The 15,631-nt window shown below is 66.2% G+C and carries 15 protein-coding genes; 12 read left to right on the plus strand and 3 right to left on the minus strand.

Annotated features, from left to right (window positions below):
• Nucleotides 1–356: 356 nt before the first annotated feature.
• Both IF04_RS0121250 and IF04_RS0121255 read left to right on the plus strand, forming a co-directional pair.
• Nucleotides 357–1,535 (plus strand): amidohydrolase family protein, encoded by a 1,179-nt coding sequence (locus IF04_RS0121250; RefSeq protein WP_051831449.1) that lies wholly within the window; start codon nt 357–359, stop codon nt 1,533–1,535.
• 302 nt (nt 1,536–1,837) lie between these two features.
• Nucleotides 1,838–2,518 carry a PepSY domain-containing protein gene (locus IF04_RS0121255; protein WP_030260022.1) on the plus strand — a complete coding sequence of 227 codons (681 nt, stop codon included), beginning with the start codon at nt 1,838–1,840 and terminating at the stop codon, nt 2,516–2,518.
• A 198-nt stretch (nt 2,519–2,716) separates the two neighbouring features.
• On the opposite strand, the gene IF04_RS0121260 is transcribed toward IF04_RS0121255, so the two are convergent.
• Nucleotides 2,717–3,469, minus strand: a complete 753-nt coding sequence (locus IF04_RS0121260) for a GntR family transcriptional regulator (protein ID WP_030260026.1) — start codon at nt 3,467–3,469, stop codon at nt 2,717–2,719.
• A 571-nt stretch (nt 3,470–4,040) separates the two neighbouring features.
• On the opposite strand from IF04_RS0121260, the gene IF04_RS0121265 reads away from it, so the two are divergent.
• From IF04_RS0121265 to IF04_RS0121285, 6 genes are all read left to right on the plus strand, one after another.
• The gene (locus IF04_RS0121265; protein WP_030260029.1) at nt 4,041–4,799 is read left to right on the plus strand and encodes a GntR family transcriptional regulator; all 759 of its coding nucleotides are present in this window, start codon (nt 4,041–4,043) and stop codon (nt 4,797–4,799) included.
• Nucleotides 4,800–4,838: 39 nt separating this feature from the next.
• Nucleotides 4,839–5,762, plus strand: a complete 924-nt coding sequence (locus IF04_RS0121270) for an FkbM family methyltransferase (RefSeq protein ID WP_245654452.1) — start codon at nt 4,839–4,841, stop codon at nt 5,760–5,762.
• 141 nt (nt 5,763–5,903) lie between these two features.
• Entirely contained in the window at nt 5,904–6,356 is a 453-nt protein-coding gene (locus IF04_RS38805) for a hypothetical protein (protein WP_157847689.1), read from the plus strand.
• Nucleotides 6,357–6,467: 111 nt separating this feature from the next.
• Nucleotides 6,468–6,860 (plus strand): hypothetical protein, encoded by a 393-nt coding sequence (locus tag IF04_RS38810; protein ID WP_157847690.1) that lies wholly within the window; start codon nt 6,468–6,470, stop codon nt 6,858–6,860.
• Between the two features lie 916 nt (nt 6,861–7,776).
• On the plus strand, nt 7,777–8,316 hold the full coding sequence (locus IF04_RS38815; RefSeq protein ID WP_157847691.1) for a hypothetical protein: 540 nt from the start codon (nt 7,777–7,779) through the stop codon (nt 8,314–8,316).
• 65 nt (nt 8,317–8,381) lie between these two features.
• Nucleotides 8,382–8,729 (plus strand): hypothetical protein, encoded by a 348-nt coding sequence (locus tag IF04_RS0121285; RefSeq protein ID WP_030260039.1) that lies wholly within the window; start codon nt 8,382–8,384, stop codon nt 8,727–8,729.
• 557 nt (nt 8,730–9,286) lie between these two features.
• On the opposite strand, the gene IF04_RS0121290 is transcribed toward IF04_RS0121285, so the two are convergent.
• Both IF04_RS0121290 and IF04_RS0121295 read right to left on the minus strand, forming a co-directional pair.
• Nucleotides 9,287–10,045, minus strand: a complete 759-nt coding sequence (locus tag IF04_RS0121290; protein ID WP_030260043.1) for a glycosyltransferase family 2 protein — start codon at nt 10,043–10,045, stop codon at nt 9,287–9,289.
• 2 nt (nt 10,046–10,047) lie between these two features.
• Nucleotides 10,048–10,836, minus strand: a complete 789-nt coding sequence (locus IF04_RS0121295; protein ID WP_030260047.1) for a GntR family transcriptional regulator — start codon at nt 10,834–10,836, stop codon at nt 10,048–10,050.
• 515 nt (nt 10,837–11,351) lie between these two features.
• Between IF04_RS0121295 and IF04_RS35935 the strand changes: the two genes are divergently transcribed.
• The 4 genes from IF04_RS35935 to IF04_RS0121315 all read left to right on the plus strand — a co-directional run bounded on the left by IF04_RS35935 (nt 11,352) and on the right by IF04_RS0121315 (nt 15,514).
• Nucleotides 11,352–11,654 carry a hypothetical protein gene (locus IF04_RS35935; protein ID WP_051831415.1) on the plus strand — a complete coding sequence of 101 codons (303 nt, stop codon included), beginning with the start codon at nt 11,352–11,354 and terminating at the stop codon, nt 11,652–11,654.
• Entirely contained in the window at nt 11,654–11,911 is a 258-nt protein-coding gene (locus IF04_RS38370; RefSeq protein ID WP_030260053.1) for a hypothetical protein, read from the plus strand. Before IF04_RS35935 ends, IF04_RS38370 begins: the two co-directional genes overlap by 1 nt.
• Complete coding sequence (locus IF04_RS35940; protein ID WP_037960065.1) at nt 11,892–13,202, plus strand: hypothetical protein; 1,311 nt, start codon at nt 11,892–11,894, stop codon at nt 13,200–13,202. The genes IF04_RS38370 and IF04_RS35940 overlap by 20 nt, the downstream gene beginning before the upstream one ends.
• Before the next feature lie 143 nt (nt 13,203–13,345).
• Nucleotides 13,346–15,514 (plus strand): cell division protein FtsK, encoded by a 2,169-nt coding sequence (locus IF04_RS0121315; protein WP_030260056.1) that lies wholly within the window; start codon nt 13,346–13,348, stop codon nt 15,512–15,514.
• Nucleotides 15,515–15,631: the final 117 nt, after the last annotated feature.

Genomic DNA, 15,631 nt, shown 5'->3' on the forward strand with positions numbered 1-15,631 from the left:
TGTGTGTTTTCGGCATGCGGAGTGGCCCGTTCGGATCAGCGCAGAGCCTGGAACGCAGGCTCGGTTGCGCTTCGACACAGAAGGGCACAGCGGTGCCGTCACCAGGTGTGATCACCTGGCGTAAATCTAGTTAACTAGCTTAGGGGGCGGGGGGGCGGCGCGCTACACAATCGGTCGACGGCTTGGTGCCCGCGCCGGGGCGTCGCCTCGCTTACCCGTGAAGGAGGGCCCGCTCTTCTCTTGTTGCTTGCAGGGGTCGTCTATACCCTCCACCTGACGGGCCGTCAGATCGGTGACCGATTGACCCTCGGGAGGGCTCTGTGACTGGCCAGGCGAACGACACCGCCGATGTACCGATGATCATCAGCGTGGACGACCACGTGATTGAGCCCGCCCACCTCTTCCAGACCTGGTTGCCGGCGAAGTACCGGGACCGCGGACCGAAGCCAATGACCGCCGGAATCGGGGGGTTGGAGCGGGTCGCGAGCAAGTACCGGTTCACGACGGACCCGGACGGCCCGCTGACGGACTGGTGGGAGTACGAGGGGAACCTGTTCCCGTACAAGCGGATCATTGCCGCTGTGGGCTTCTCGCGGGACGAGATGACCTTGGAAGGCATCACCCGCGAACAGATGCGCAAGGGCTGCTGGGACCCGAAGGCCCGGATCGAGGACATGGAGATGAACCATGTCGAGGCGTCCCTGTGTTTCCCGACCTTTCCGCGCTTCTGCGGCCAGACCTTCGCCGAGGCCCGCGACCTGGAGGTGGGTCTCGCCTGCGTCAGGGCGTACAACGACTGGATGGTGGAGGAGTGGTGCGGTGACAGCGGTGGCCGGCTGATTCCTCTCTGCCTCATCCCGCTCTGGGACGTGGACCTCGCGGTGCAGGAGATCCGCAGGAACGCCGCGCGGGGAGTGCGGGCCGTGACCTTCAGCGAGATTCCTACGTACCTCGGGCTTCCGAGCATCCACTCCGGTTACTGGGATCCGTTCTTCGCCGCTTGCGAGGAGACGGGCACGGTGGTGTGCATGCACATCGGCTCGTCGTCGCAGATGCCTGCCGCATCGCCGGACGCGCCGCCGGCGGTCGAGGCATCGCTCAGCTTCAACAACGCGATGGCCTCGATGATGGACTTCCTGTTCAGCGGGGTTCTGGTGAAATTCCCCAGGCTGAAGCTCGCGTACGCCGAGGGGCAGATGGGCTGGGTGCCGTACGCCCTGGAGCGCGCGAACGACGTGTGGCAGGAGCACCGGGCCTGGGGCGGTGTACGGGACCTGATCCCCGAGCCTCCGTCGACGTACTACTACCGGCAGATCTTCTGCTGCTTCTTCCGCGACAAGCACGGCGTCGCCTCGCTGGAGTCCGTCGGCGTGGACAACGCGACGTTCGAGACCGACTACCCGCACGTGGACTCGACCTGGCCGCACACCAAGCAGGTCGCCGCCGACCACGTCGCCGGCCTCCCGCCGGACGTGACGTACAAGCTGCTGCGCGGCAATGCGATCAGGATGCTGGATCTCGACTTCGACAAGTAGCAACCCGGGAGACAGTGGAAGGCGGTCGTACCGGCCTCTTGGGCCGGTACGACCGCCTGCAGGTACTGGCCGCCCCGTTCAGTTTGTTCTTCATCTTCGGGTGTGACGTAGAAGGACTGGCGCGATACCGACACTGTCCGGTGGGGCGGCTCTTTCACGCGTCCTGGGGTCGGAACCTGAAGAGCTCTTCAGCGCCCTTCAGGCTGTGTTCAGGTTCCCTTCGGCACTGTGATCAATGTCGGAAGGGCGCGACAAGGCCCGCCGACGGAACCGACCGCACCACGCTCCGGAGGAACGTCCCCATGCAGGCCAATGCCAAGCGCACGCTCGCCCCCCGCGCCATCGTCCTCGCCACGGCCGCCGCCGTCGCACTGATCGGCGGCACGGGTGCCGCGACCGCCTTCGCGAACGACGATGCCCCGGCCCCGCACTCCTCGGTCAAGCTCTCCCAGAGCGAGCGCCACTTGGACGACACCGCCGAGGACCGCGCCCAGGTCAAGGCCGACAAGATCAGCCAGTCCGAGGCCACCGCCAAGGCTCTCAAGGCCGTCCCCGGCACCGTGACCTCCGCCGAACTCGACAACGCGGACAGCAATGGCTCCCTCATCTGGGAGGTCGACGTCCTCGGCAAGGACCACAAGAACCACGACGTCACCATCGACGCCGGCAACGGCAAGGTCCTGAACAAGCACACCGACCGCGACGACGACGCCGCCCAGGACGCCGCCGAGACCCAGGCCCAGATCAAGGCCGACAAGATCGGCCACGACAAGGCCATCGCCAAGGCCCTGAAGGCCGTCCCCGGCACCGTCGTCTCCTACGGCCTCGACGACAACGACCGCAACGGTTCCACCGTCTGGGAGGTCGACGTCCTCGGCAAGGACCACAAGAGCCACGACGTCACCATTGACGCTGCCAGCGGCAAGGTCCTCAACCAGCACGTCGACCAGGACGACCACGACAACGACAGCGACGACGACTGATCAGGCTCCAGGCTGCCTGGGCGCTTGCCTGAAACCTCCCCCGGAGCTCGAAGGGGCCGCCACCGCCACTGTCCGGCGGACGCGGCCCCTTCATCCATTCCGGACCGTAATTCGCCTCTACACACTCTTGTTGGACACGTGGAGGTGCTGCCCAGTCGCCAGGAAGCGCTGAGTGAACGGCTGGACAGCAGCTCAAGCTCAGCCAGGCACGCGGGCCGCGGCCGTCACCGGTGTCTTGTAGACTGCTGCCATGCGGTCCCCGGACAACAGCAGGTCCGCGACCTCAACGACTCGCCCCGCGGTATCGACGGATGTCCGCTGGATGGCCAGGACTGAGACTCCGGGGAAGATTCCCAGCACCCTGGCTTCGTCTGCCGTCGGCGGCCGGGCTCCGACTCGTTCGGTGACGTGGTCCAGTTCAATGCCCGCGTTGATGAGCCATCCCTCGTACGCGTCGCCCCATGGTGAGCCGTCGCCGACGGAACCGACCGGCGCCATCGGTATCGCGGCCACCATGTCGTACACCAGGTACGAACGCACGAGACTGCATGGGCTCTCGTCCTCCTGGAGCCGGCCACGGTAGCTGAACTCCAGCAGGCGCGTCCGCGGCTGCACGTTCAAGCGAGCGGCAAGCTCTTCCGTGGCTTTCATTTCGCAGCAGGTGACGACCACGTCGATATCCGGAGCGGGGCCGGCGAGCCGCCTGCTCCGCCTGTCATTGGCGTACTCGATCTGATTCCCCGACGCCCGGACGAAGCTTCCGCGTCCGTGCTGCTTCTCGATCAGCCCTTCGGCTTGCAGCGCGCTGAGCGCCTGACGCACCGTGGGTAGGCCCACCCTGTACGCCCTGGTGAGGGCAGTCTCCGCGGGCAGGCGCGAGCCGGCGGGAAGCGAGCCGTCCTGGATCTGCTGGCGGAGGTCCGCAGCAATCACCTCGTACCGCTTAGCCATCCACAATCACCATCTCCTCGCTCGGGTTCAATGGGCGGCACCACTCCGGTACTTCTGATCGGTGGCGGGGTCCGGTCAACGCGCTCGTTCTCCTCTCGGGAGGTGCGGTGGCTCGGCGGCCGGGACGGTTCTGCCGGTCATGTGTGCGGCTCCCTACGGCCTGCTCTCGTCGACTTGGCCGGGCCGGTCTTCGCGGGGTTCCTGCGGTCCGTACGTCTTTCGGCTGGGCGCTCCATCAGGACCCGCGCGACCATGCGGATGCGGAACGATCCAGATGACCGCCCAGGCGCTGAGCCCGTCGGCTCCCCCTTCGAGGCCGAACCGGTCGGCGCGTTCTAAGGCGGTCAGCAAGAATCGCCAGCTCGCCTCGGAGGGAGCTTCCGGCACGCTGACCTCGATCCGGATGCGGCCGGGGCGGCGGGACAGACGCGGCTCGTAGCCGGCGGCTGCAAGGCGTGCCGCGATGTCCTGCGCTCGGGATGCAGGTGCAGGCACGTCTCCTCCGTCGCAACGAAATTACCCACCGTAAAGCTAGTTAACCAGCCTAGAGCTAGTGGACTAGATTTGCCATATGCCTGAGCAGCCGCCTTACCTCGCCGTCGCCGACCGTCTCCGGCAACGCATCACGAGTGGCGAGTGGTCGCCTGGCGATCGGCTGCCCTCCCGCGCGCAGATCGGCAGTGAGTACGAGGTGGGCGAGAATGTCGTCCGCCGCGCGCAGGAACTGCTCATCGCTCAGGGCCTGCTCGAAGGCCGCGCGGGATCGGGGACGTACGTGGCGGAGCCGCGTGACCGCCTCCGCATGGTCCGGTCCTGGTGCCGCGAGCAGCGAGACGGTTCGCCGTTCCGGGCGGACATGGCCGGGCTCGGCAAGCGAGGAACTTGGGAACACCGCACAGAGGCGAAGGTGCCGGCCCCGGCGGCCATTGCCGCTCGTCTTGGCATCGCCGAGGGCGACCTGTGCGTCCGTACTGAGTACGAGTTCCTGGCGGACGGTAAGCCGGTGCAGCTCTCGACCAGTTGGGAGCCGTACGACATCACGGGCGGCACCATCATCGTTCTCCCCGAGGGCGGCCCGCATGCCGGCCGCGGAGTCGTGCAGCGGATGGCGGAGATCGGCGTCGTGATCACGCACGCCGTCGAGCAGCCGGAGCCGCGGAAGGCCACCGACGCGGAAGCGACGCTGCTGGGGGTGCCGAGAAACTCCTTGGTCACCCACATTCAGCGCACGTACATGGCGGAGGACGGCCGGCCGGTGGAAACCGCGGACATCGTCCTTCCCGCCGCACACTGCGAGATCGTGTACGAGGTCCCGATCGACCGCGCGTGAGCCCGGTGTCCGCAGATATCCACAAACTCGGGAGTCGGCTTGACTGCTGCCCTTCATCGGATCAAGCGGGACCTGGCGCGCTGGTACGTGCGTTACGCGCCGGGCACCGTCGGCAAGGCCGCCGTGCTCGACAACTACCTGAATGCTGAGCTGCGGGACCACCCCGTGGTCCGCCAGGCCCGAACGCGCTTCGGCGCCACCTTCACGACAGACACACAGGACCTCATCCAGCGGTACATCTACCTCTTCGGGGTGTGGGAGCCGCACCTAACGCAGTGGCTTGAGAGTCGACTCAAGCCCGGGGACACCTTCGTGGATGTCGGGGCGAACATCGGCTACTACAGCCTGCTCGCCTCACACCTGGTGGGTGAGAGCGGCAAGGTGGTGTCCATCGAGGCATCCCCGAGGTTCCACAGCGTTCTCGTCGACCAGGCCGCGGCCAACAACTGCACCAACCTGCGCGCCATCAACGCCGCAATCTCCGATCGGGACGAGGTACTGACCTTCGTCCTCGCGAGCTCGCGCAACATGGGGGCGAACAGCATCGTCCCGTACGCCGGCGAAGCGGAGTCCACGTTCGAGGCGCAAGCCCGGCCGCTGCCCGACGTGTTGACGGCGGAGGAGATCGCCAAGGCCCGCGTGATCAAAATCGACGTCGAGGGCGCCGAGGGGGCCGCCGTACGGGGCCTGGAACCCGTCCTGGACCAGCTTCGCCCTGACGTCGAGCTGGCCATAGAGGTCACCCCGCAGCGGATGGCGGAGCTGGGCCAGTCCGCCGATGAGCTGTTGGAGACGTTCACGAAGCGCGGCTTCAATGTGTACCGGTTGGCCAATGACTACGCGGCCGAGAGCTATCCCGCCGCCCTGCACCGCGGCACCCAGGCGCCGATCCGCTGGCGCGGCCCGGTCACTGACGAGAGCGAGCTGATCTTCTCTCGGGTGGACGCCGAAGAACTGCGGTGAGACCGAGGCGCCATCGCCTCGGCGAGTAATTACTTCACTTATCAATCAACCATCCAGTTGGGCCATGGTCCGATTACGGTTGCCCTTCAAGATCAAGATCACGTACGCTCCTCGGGACTAGTTTCAATCGGGGAGATAGCAATGAAGCGCGCCGTAAGGAGCTTCGCTCTTGGTGCCGCCGTTGTGGCGACCACCCTCGCAGGAATGCCCGCAGCAGAGGCTCAGACCACCTCGGCTGCCGCAATGGGGCAAATCACTTGCAAGGTAAACCCAAACCGGCCTCACGAATCCCATGGCAAGCCTGGGTGGATTGTGGGGAAGTCTCAGTACTGGTGCACTGCGGGTATTGACTCACTCGTGAACACCGTGAAGCTGCAGAAGAAGGTCAAGGGTAAATGGGTTACTGCCGCGAAGAGCAAGTCTGAAAGCGTAAAGAAGCCCAAGGGGAACAAGAAGTACCGCAACCAGACCAGGAACTACAAGTGCCGCAAGGGCACGTTCCGGACGGCCAGCCGCGGTCACGGCGTGTACAAGGGAGTTCCCTCCAAGTCGATGCACTGGCAGTACAGCAAGGCTGTCAAGAACCCTTGCTGAGAACTCGGTGATCGAACGAGACGGCCCTCGCCCGAGCTTCTTGGGTGAGGGCCGTCGCGTTCCTCGAACCGCTAAAATGCGGCTCAGGATACGCATCTTGAAAGGAAGCGCATGCGTGACGATGTTGTAGCGATCATCCGTTCTTTCGAGCAGAGTGGGAAGGTAATTTTCCGTCAGCTCGATGAGCACACCTGGATTCTGGTGCCGACGGAAACCGGATGCCCTATCGTGTTTGATGATCTCGGGGATTCCTTGGTCATGAGGACTGGAATCGATGTCCGTGTCACTATGGATTATGAGCTTGAGACATCGCGTGATGCCCTACCTGAGGTTATCGAAGCATTGACCAATGGGCAGACGGCAGAACGATTTGAGACGGCATACCGGAACCGTCTGTCCCCTTCTGGGTACAAGATTGAGTACCCCAGCGGAAGCCAGATGGAGTCAGGCGAGCGTCAGGGGCGCGAGTACTCTGTTCGTTTGCCTGCATGGAACGCCGAATAAGGTCTTTCCTGGAGAAAGCGCAGTGCTGCCGCTCAGCTCGCGCAAGCTGAGCGGCAAGGGGGATAAGTTTGGTAAGCGGGCTGACCTGCGGAAATGACGGTGCGATAAGGGGACCGTTTGGTGGGCGGTAACCTCTGGCTGTCGTCAAGTCCGGTTTTGCGGCTCTTCGTAGATGAGCCGGGGCGCGTCGCGTTTCAGGCGGCCGAACCGTCGCAGGTAGGCCACCTTCAGAGGGCGGGTTCAGTCAGTTGAGCGGACCAGTTGCTTCGGGCTCGCACGACCCGTTCCGTATGGGCCCAAGCCCTGACCTGGCGGCGCTCGCAGCGATGAACGTCACTTCACCACGCCGCAGTGGCGCTCCCCCACGAGCTGGACAGTGACCTGGCGACGCCGGCATGACCGCACGCCGAGATGGCCCGAAAGCGTCAACCTCGCCGAGCGCGACAAAGGCAGGTGTCCTAGAGGCGTGGTGTCTCCAGTGGGCGACGCCCGCGGCGGGTGACGAGGGGCTTGATGCCGCGCCTCCATAGCAGACGGCGGCACTTGTCGTAGCCGTAACGACGTGGCAACGAGCATGAGCGGCAGAACCGAAGCCTCGGCGGACGATGGCGCCTGAGAAGCTCACGGGACTGGCACCGGTTCAGCAGCGCAAACGGGATGACGAAACCAACGTGACGAGGCTCCACTAACTCTTACGCAGGTAGCCACACGAATACTCCATCCCGTCCGGGCGCCTTGGCTTGTCCGGAACAGTTGCTCGCTCAACCGAATGCATTGCCGATAGGGAAGTGCCTGCATGCACATCTGAAAGCCAAGAGCAAATGAGACTTCCGCATCGCTCATAAGTATGATCTTGGCGACGACGGCTGCTGACCACAGCCGCCAGCCATGTAGGGGGATACTTATGTCTCGTAGAATGACCATGCGAGCAGTCGGGGTTGCGATGACCCTTCTGCCCACCGCTTTGGGAACGACCGCAGCTCACGCCAGCACCGGCGAGCCTTCGCCCGTTCCGGAAGTTCAGAAGCAAAGCGGTGAAATTTCGCCTCGAGCAGCTGTCGGACACTACAGCAAGCTCATCAACAAGACGGCGAAGAAGAACTACACGAACACCAAGAACGAAATTGCCCGCTGCACGGCGCAGACCAAGGGCATGACTTGCATGATCAACAAGACGTCGTCGGCGACGCGCACGATTGACGCGGGATTCGGCCTGAGCCGTAACGGTGTTGCGGCGAGCCTGAACATCAGCAAGGCCAAGACGCAGTCCGTGTCGGTGACATGCAGTGCAAAGGTCAGTAAGGGCCACTCGCTCGTCGCCTATCCGATCGGCACACGGTACAAGTACAAGATTGAGAAGCACATCACCACACCCCTTGACTACAAGGCCGGTACGAGTGGGTGGAAGTACGCTTTCGATCCCGCCCCCGCGAAGGTAAGTTGCAAGGTCATATGAGTTGCCGCCGTAGTCATTTTGCGTTCACGCTCCCCCGGGTCGGCGCTGTGGCGGGTGCCGCGGCAGTGGCGATGGTCCTGGCAGGGTGTGGCACGCACGACGAGCCGCAGGTGCCTGTGGACTCGCTCGTCGGCCAGTCCGTCGCTCAGGTGGAGGGAAATCTGCCGCAGAGCTCTTCGATGGTGTCGTATGACCTGTCAAAGCCCGTCACCGGTGCAGAGCCCAAGTACGGCATCTCGGATGACGCAAACCACAGCGATTGGTTCGTTGTGGCGGCGTGCGCAAATACGAAGAACGTTGAGGACGACACTCGGCTCGCCGTCGGCGTGCTGCACGCTGATGCGTACTCCAAGAATGTTGCGCGCAAGGCAAAGACCCATGCCTTTGACCGCTACCTGTCGGAGTGCAAGTAACCAAGCCTGATGCTGTTGGCATCCGGCGCTCTGCAGGCAAAGAGGTGCAATCCAACTCGGATGCGCCGTAAGAGCACGGCGCCAAGCCTTCCGGTGACTGACGCAGCGCCCCGCCGCACCTGTTGCGGCGGGGCGCTGCGTCTTTGCCAGTCGTGGTGCGGAGCCGGCGATTTCTCTCCTGCGTCGATCGCATAGCCGCCCCGACCAGCGCACGGACATGAGTTGCCTACTCGGGGCCGCCCGTCGCCCAGTCGCGCGCGACCAGTCGGTGCGGAACGAGTCGGCCTACGCCAACAGCGTGAAGTTGTCGGCCTTGACGCCTGTATCTCTTCCGCCGACGGATTCTCGACCCAGGGCATGGGTAGCGCATGAACATCTATCCGTCCCCCACGGATACGCCCGGAGGGGCGGGAGTTGCTTCGGCCCCTCCGGCTTTCTGCTGCTACGCCAGCCTGTGCGTGTTCGCGAGAAGTGCTGCGCGGGTGCGCTCAGAAGAGGCGCTAACGACCCGTCGTGCCAGTGGGGCGACTCTCACCGGCACGGCCATTCAATCGGGATCAGCCTGCGTCGTGACGCCAGTTCTTCATCGCGGCCAAAGCCCGAGCCCGAGCCTGCACCACCGCGAACCGTGCCTCCCGCTCCTCCTCGTCGGAGTGCGCCGCCTGGCTGGTGACCTGACCCGGCCACTTCCGGTACAGCAGCCCCGTCTCCGCCGAGAACCAACCACGACTCACCGCGCTCAGCGCCAGCAACAACCCCGTGTCCTCGGAGGCCGGCAGGGCCATCCACCCGCCCAGGGCCAGGAGGAGGTCGTGGCGGATGCATAGCGTGGCTGGGTGGACCTGGGCGCGGAAATTGTGTGCCGCCCAGTGCTCCAGGACGGCGCCGCGCTCGATCGGGCCCTCGGGCGGGTCCTGGTCGAAGCCGACGGTCGAGCCGTCGGGCATCAGGTCGAGGACGCGGGCCGTTGCCCAGCCGAGCGACGGGTCGCTGGTCAGGGCGCGCAGGTCGCGGGCGAGGGCGCCGGGGGCGAGCATGTCGTCCGCGTCGAGGACCTTGATGTACTCGCCCTTCGCGCGCGAGAGCGCGAGAGTACGGGCCATCGCGGCGCGACCGTGGCGGCCCTGGCCGAAGCTGATGCGCGGGTCATCGGGGACGTGCGGGCGGACCTCGTCGGTCTCTCCGTCCTCCTGGATCACCCACTGCCAGTCCCAGCCGTCGGGCAGCTCCTGCTCCAGCAGCGACTTGTAGGCGTCGGCGAGGTACTTGGCGGCCGGCGGGTGGACGGCCGTCATGACCGTGATGATGTTCGGCATCGTCACCACCGGTCCAGGGGTGTCGTGAAGACCAGCTCAGTGACGTCGCCGGGCAGGATCACGTCCGAGACCTCCACCACTCGGTCGTCGGTATCGATGCAGATCTTTCGGAGAACGAACACTGAGACGCCCTTCTGGAGGCCGAGCTCCTCGGCCTCCTCTGCTGTCGGAGGCCGGGCGGTGATCCGCTCCACTATGCGGTCCAGCTCGATGCCGACCGTGAGCAGCTGGTTCTGCGTTCCCCCGGGCCACGGCTCATTGGAGTCGTCGAGGAGGTCGGGGTTCGATGAGACCGCGTCGTAGAGAAGGTGCGAGCAGACGAGGCTGAACGGCGCGTCCCCCTCGCGGGGGAAGGTCCGGTACTCCCGTTCCAGCAGGCGCGTGCCGAGCGGCACGGAGAAGACCGCCGCCAGGTCCTCGTCGGCCTTCACTTCCCGGTAGCTGGCCTTGAAGGCGAGGTCGGAGACGGTCAGGCCGGTGTCGTGCTCAGTGGAGCCGGTCTTCAGACGCTCGGACTCCAAGAGCCGCGCGCGGTTCTTCTCCCACTGATGACGCTGGTTGCTCCGCTCCACCCGTGGCCGCGGCTCGCGGATGAAGTTGCCCACGCCGTGCCGCTTGTCGATCAGCCCTTCGGCGAGCAGTTCGCCCAGCGCGTCGCGCATCGTCGGAACGCTGGTTTTGTACTGCTCCGCGAGCGTGGTCTCGGCCGGCAGGCGGTCGCCCGGCTTCAGCTGGCCTGCACGGATGCTCTGGCGCAGTGCGTCAGCGATCCGCTCGTACTTCTTGGCCATGCGGTGCTCACCGTCCCTCTCCGTCGGACGGATTCAGCATAAGTCCTCAAGAGGAGTTGACGACAACCGGAACGGGCCCTATGTTCATGGCAACTCCTAAAGAGGAGTTGAGGACAAGAGGTCTTCATGACCGTCTTGTCTGCTCGCCCATGCCTGCCTGTACCGGCAGCGCCGCGCGGAACCGCAGTACCCGAACCAGCCGGAAGCCCGGGAAGGCGACTTCGTCGCACGCCAAGGGGCCGCTGGAAGAGGACGTTCCTTGAGAACTGAATGGCACGGCGCCTGGCAAGCAAGACCGTGCCCTGACCAGTGGTTTTAGCCCTGGTGGCTCCTCGCGAGGAGCCACCAGCGGCCATGACCACTCGTCTTCGACGAGCGGTTGCCGCGGCTCTTCTGCCTCGCGCAGATCCGCGGCTTGCTCAGCACAGATCTGCCGGGCCGGCGGTACTCCCGTGCAAAGGACACCGCTGCCGTCCCGGGTCTCCCTGCTTACTCATTCAGATCAGGAGAGCCTCATGGCCTATGTGATCGCTGGCTTCCAGGACGTCCAGGACGTCGACGACGACCCGATGGACCTGGTCATCGGTACACCTACCGCGCTGTGGCTCGGCGTGCCGGGCGAATCCGACGAGGAGCGTCTCGCCCGCCTGGACGCGGCGCGCGACATCCTCGCCGACGAGCCGGAGCTGATGGACCTGGTCACCCGCATCACCGTGGAGGCGATCGAGGCGGAGACGCCCGATCTGCTGGCCGCCCACCAGAGCTGCGTGGCCTTCGCGGGCCACTACGACCACACCCCGACGGAAGGACTCGGCTGATGAACGGCTACTTCGACTACGAGGACTACGACTTCACCCAGGACTACCGCTCCACCGCCCTCGACGTCGCCGTCACCGTCGACGAGTCGGAGACCACCGGCTCGTGCGACCGGTGCCGGCTGCTGCCGGGCGATGCGGTGACCGTCGGAGGGCTGACCGTGGTGTGCGCCTGCTGGATGGGGCAGGGCGCCGCCGAGGAGGTGTGCCAGTGCGGGCCCGAGGAGGGAGACGCGGCCGGTGACGGAACCCCTGACTGACTGCTCCACCAACCCGTCACCGGTACCGTCACCGGATCCCGGACGGGCCGCGACGGAACAGGAAGCCACCGCCGCCAGGAAGGCGATCGAGCAGCTGGAGAGAATCGGTCAGCTCGTGACCCGCTCCCTGCTGGTCCTTGGCTTCGGGGCGCTAGTGTTCACCTGCATCAACGTCACGAGGTTCGCCACCGAGCATGACGTGCCGGGCTGGGTCGCGTGGATGCTCGATCCACTGGCGTCGCTGGCTCTCCTGACCGTCTTGTACGTCGACGGGGTGCTGGCCGAGCAAGGTGGCTATCGGCCGAGCGGCTGGCCGTTCATGCTCCGCTGGTTCGCCGGCTTGTCCACCTGGATCATGAACTGCTGGCAGAGCCTGTACCCGGACGACGACTTCCGTCTCATCCCGGTACACGCGGACGCCGGCGGGCTGCTGCTCCACTCGGTCGCACCGTTTCTCCTCATCACCTTGGCCGAGGCATCGGCCGGGTACCGCACCTACCTCGCGCGGAAGACCGCAGAGCATCGCCTCACGATCAAGGCGCATCAGGATGCGGCAGCTGCCGAGCGCGAGGCCCGCGCCCGAAAGGTCCGAGAGGAGCGTGAGCGGGCGGAGGAAGCAGAGCGCGAAGAGGCTCGCGAACAGGCCCGGTTGGCACGAGAACAAGCACAGCGTGAGGCCGAGCGCGAGGAGCGCGAACATGCCGCGCGCCTCGCCCGCGAGGTCAAGCAGGCAGAAATCGAGAAGGCTCGCGAACTGGACCGCATCGCACGCGATAAGGAGGAACGAGCGGCCCGGCGTGAGGCCGAGCGCTGCCGGGTCCAGGCCGAGATCGAGGCCGCTGAGCGGGATCGGGAGGCCGAACGCGAAAGGCTGCGCATCAAGGCGGAAGCCGAGGCCAGAGCCCATGAGGAGAACGAGCGGGCCAAGCGTGAGGCCGCACCCGCACGGCGTTCCCGCTCTGAGCGCGACCGGATGAGACACACGCGGACCGCCTCGGAAAGCGCCTCGAAAGCCGGCCACGGCCGCGCCTCGAATTCTGACGAGCGCACCTCGCAGAACGAGGTGCGCATCCCTCGCGAAGTGCGCGCGGCGCAAAGGGAGAAGGCCGAACGCGAGGCTGCCGCAGCCCTGTTGGACAACCGCACGCCGGACCCGGTCGAGCTCGCGAAGTCGTACGGGCTCGGCGAAACGTGGGGTGGCGACCGCATCCGTGCGGCACGCCGGCGGCTGGCCGAGGAGAACGGTTTCGAGGACGCCGTCATCGCCGCGGTGCTCGAACTCAGCGCCTGATTGGTCCACTGCACGACTGCCGAGCGCTCGCGCACTTGCACGCGAGTTCTTGGCTGACCTGACGTCCTGATGTGGGGCGGCCGTCCACGGCCAAGCGACCGGCCGCCCCACTCGTCCCTCACGGCATCGGAAGGACATCCGCATTGAAGCACGAGGACGAAAACGAACTGTTCCGCCGCTTGGAGGCGGACTTGGAAGCTGATTCCGACGAGCCCGATTCCGGCGCGGACATCGTCGACCTGAACAAGGCCCGCCATGCCCGTGCCGCGTCCGGGGCTTCGAGTGACCCGGAGGCGGTGGTGCCGGTCGACGGTCCTGACCTGGCCGGCCCCGGCTTCTTGGCCCGACTGTCCGGCGCCAAGCGTCGGCCAGTGCTGCCCGGCTGGCTGCGCTCCCGGCAGGAGCTGACCACCGCGATGCGGTGGGTGGCCGGGTACTACGGCCATATGGCCGCCTACCACGGCGTCCGCACCCCCATCTATGGCGTCCGGCTGGCTTTCCAGGCGCCCCGCGGCACGGCCCGCTTCTTGGGCGGGACGATGCGGTGGGTGGCCGACAAGGAGGGCGAGCCGGTCCGGCTGGCCGCGGTCCGTCGGGAGGACGTGGCCGAGTACCTCAAGCTCTCCCGGCAGCGCGACGGCCGCGTGCGGCTGCGCACCCTCGTCGCCCTCCTCGGCTCGCTGGTCGGCCTCGGTACGGCTCTCGCCTTGTACGTGCTGGCGCCCGGGTGGCTGCAGACCGTCTCCCTCGGTGCCCTGGTCCTCGCATTGGGGGCGGCCGGCACCGAGGCGGACGCCCCGGTCATCACCCGCGCCGTCGAGACGTCCAAGGCACCCAAGCTCACCAGCAACATCGTGCTGCGCGCGCTGGGGGCGCTGGGCATACCGGCCATCAACCAGGCTCAGTCCAAAGGGCATGACGGCTTCGCCTTCACTGCACCCATCACCCGGGACGGCCCCGGCTGGCGGGCGGAGGGCGATCTGCCGTACGGCGTGACCGTCACCGATGTCATCGACCGACGCGACAAGCTCGCCTCCGGCCTGCGCCGCCCGCTGGGCTGTGTCTGGCCCGAGGCGGTGCCCGAGGAGCACACCGGGCGCCTGGTGCTGTGGGTCGGCGATCAGGACATGTCCAAGGCCAAGAAGCCCAAGTGGCCGCTGCTGACCAGCGGCAGCGTGGACCTGTTCAAGCCCGTGCCGTTCGGCACCGACCCGCGCGGCCGCTGGGTCGAGGTCACGCTGATGTACATCGCGGGAATCATCGGCGCCATCCCGCGAATGGGCAAGACGTTCCTGCTCCGCCTGCTTCTGCTGATCGCGGCGCTGGATCCGCGGGCGGAGCTGCACACCTACGACATGAAGGGCACCGGCGACCTGGACCCGGTCGGCGACCGTGTCTCCCACCGCCACGGCGCCGGCGACGATGACGAGGTCATCGAGTACGCGATCCGCGACTTCCGGGAGCTGCGTCAGGAGCTGCGGCGCCGCACGAAGATGATCCGTTCCCTGCCGCGGGACATCTGCCCGGAGTCGAAGGTCATCAGCGAGCTGGCCGACAAGAAGGAACTCGGTCTGCACCCCATCGTGGTCGGGGTGGACGAGTGCCAGGTCCTCTTCGAACATCCCAAGTACAAGGACGAGTTCGAGGAGATCGCCACCGACCTGGTCAAGCGCGGCCCCGCCACCGGCATCGTGCTGCTGCTCGCCACCCAGCGCCCGGACGCCAAGGCCCTGCCCACCGGCATCTCCGCCAACGCCTCCGCCCGCTGGTGCCTGAAGGTCATGGGCCAGCTGGAGAACGACATGGTCCTCGGCACGTCCGCCTACAAGCGCGGCGTACGGGCCACGATGTTCTCCTGGGCCGACAAGGGCGTCCACTACTTCGTCGGCGAAGGCGCGGACGCCCGCATCGTCGCCTCCACCTACGTCGACAGCGTCGGCGCGGACAACATCGCACTGCGCGCCCGCAAGGCCCGCGAGGACGCCGGCACCCTCTCCGGCCACGCGCTCGGCGAAGAGCCGGAAACCCCCGTGGCCTCCTACGATCTGCTGCGCGACCTGCTCGGCGTCATTCCGGTCGAGGAAGCCAAGGTCTGGAGCGAGACGGTCGTGGCCCGCCTCGCGGAGCTGCGCCCCGACGTCTACGGCGAGTGGGCCGCCGAACAGATCACCGCGGCGCTCAAGCCGTACGGCATCGACACCGTCCAGATCGGACGCCGCATCAACGGCAAGGTCGTCAACCGGCGCGGCCTCGAACGCGCCCACATCACCGCCGCAGTCGCGGAGCGTGACGGAAACCGCGACGCCGGATGACGCTCCGGGGCCGCTATCGCTAGCAACAACCCTCGCTAACGTTAGCGGCCCCGCTAGCGCCCCATTCCCACCCTGACCAGGCTGCTAGCGGATAGCGGCCTCCTTCGAGCGTGCCCT

The sequence above is a fragment of the Streptomyces violens genome (genome assembly GCF_000717745.1).
In the GTDB taxonomy this organism is placed as follows: domain Bacteria; phylum Actinomycetota; class Actinomycetes; order Streptomycetales; family Streptomycetaceae; genus Streptomyces; species Streptomyces violens.

What these genes read in the sequence shown, in the direction of transcription:
- IF04_RS0121295 (WP_030260047.1), bottom strand. Translation starts at nt 10,836, where the DNA reads ATGGCCAAGAAGTACGAGCGGATCGCTGACGCACTGCGCCAGAGCATC.
- IF04_RS0121260 (WP_030260026.1), bottom strand. Translation starts at nt 3,469, where the DNA reads ATGGCTAAGCGGTACGAGGTGATTGCTGCGGACCTCCGCCAGCAGATC.
- IF04_RS0121265 (WP_030260029.1), top strand. Translation starts at nt 4,041, where the DNA reads ATGCCTGAGCAGCCGCCTTACCTCGCCGTCGCCGACCGTCTCCGGCAA.
- IF04_RS0121290 (WP_030260043.1), bottom strand. Translation starts at nt 10,045, where the DNA reads ATGCCGAACATCATCACGGTCATGACGGCCGTCCACCCGCCGGCCGCC.
- IF04_RS38805 (WP_157847689.1), top strand. Translation starts at nt 5,904, where the DNA reads ATGAAGCGCGCCGTAAGGAGCTTCGCTCTTGGTGCCGCCGTTGTGGCG.
- IF04_RS38815 (WP_157847691.1), top strand. Translation starts at nt 7,777, where the DNA reads ATGACCATGCGAGCAGTCGGGGTTGCGATGACCCTTCTGCCCACCGCT.
- IF04_RS35935 (WP_051831415.1), top strand. Translation starts at nt 11,352, where the DNA reads ATGGCCTATGTGATCGCTGGCTTCCAGGACGTCCAGGACGTCGACGAC.
- IF04_RS38370 (WP_030260053.1), top strand. Translation starts at nt 11,654, where the DNA reads ATGAACGGCTACTTCGACTACGAGGACTACGACTTCACCCAGGACTAC.
- IF04_RS0121255 (WP_030260022.1), top strand. Translation starts at nt 1,838, where the DNA reads ATGCAGGCCAATGCCAAGCGCACGCTCGCCCCCCGCGCCATCGTCCTC.
- IF04_RS0121250 (WP_051831449.1), top strand. Translation starts at nt 357, where the DNA reads ATGATCATCAGCGTGGACGACCACGTGATTGAGCCCGCCCACCTCTTC.
- IF04_RS38810 (WP_157847690.1), top strand. Translation starts at nt 6,468, where the DNA reads ATGCGTGACGATGTTGTAGCGATCATCCGTTCTTTCGAGCAGAGTGGG.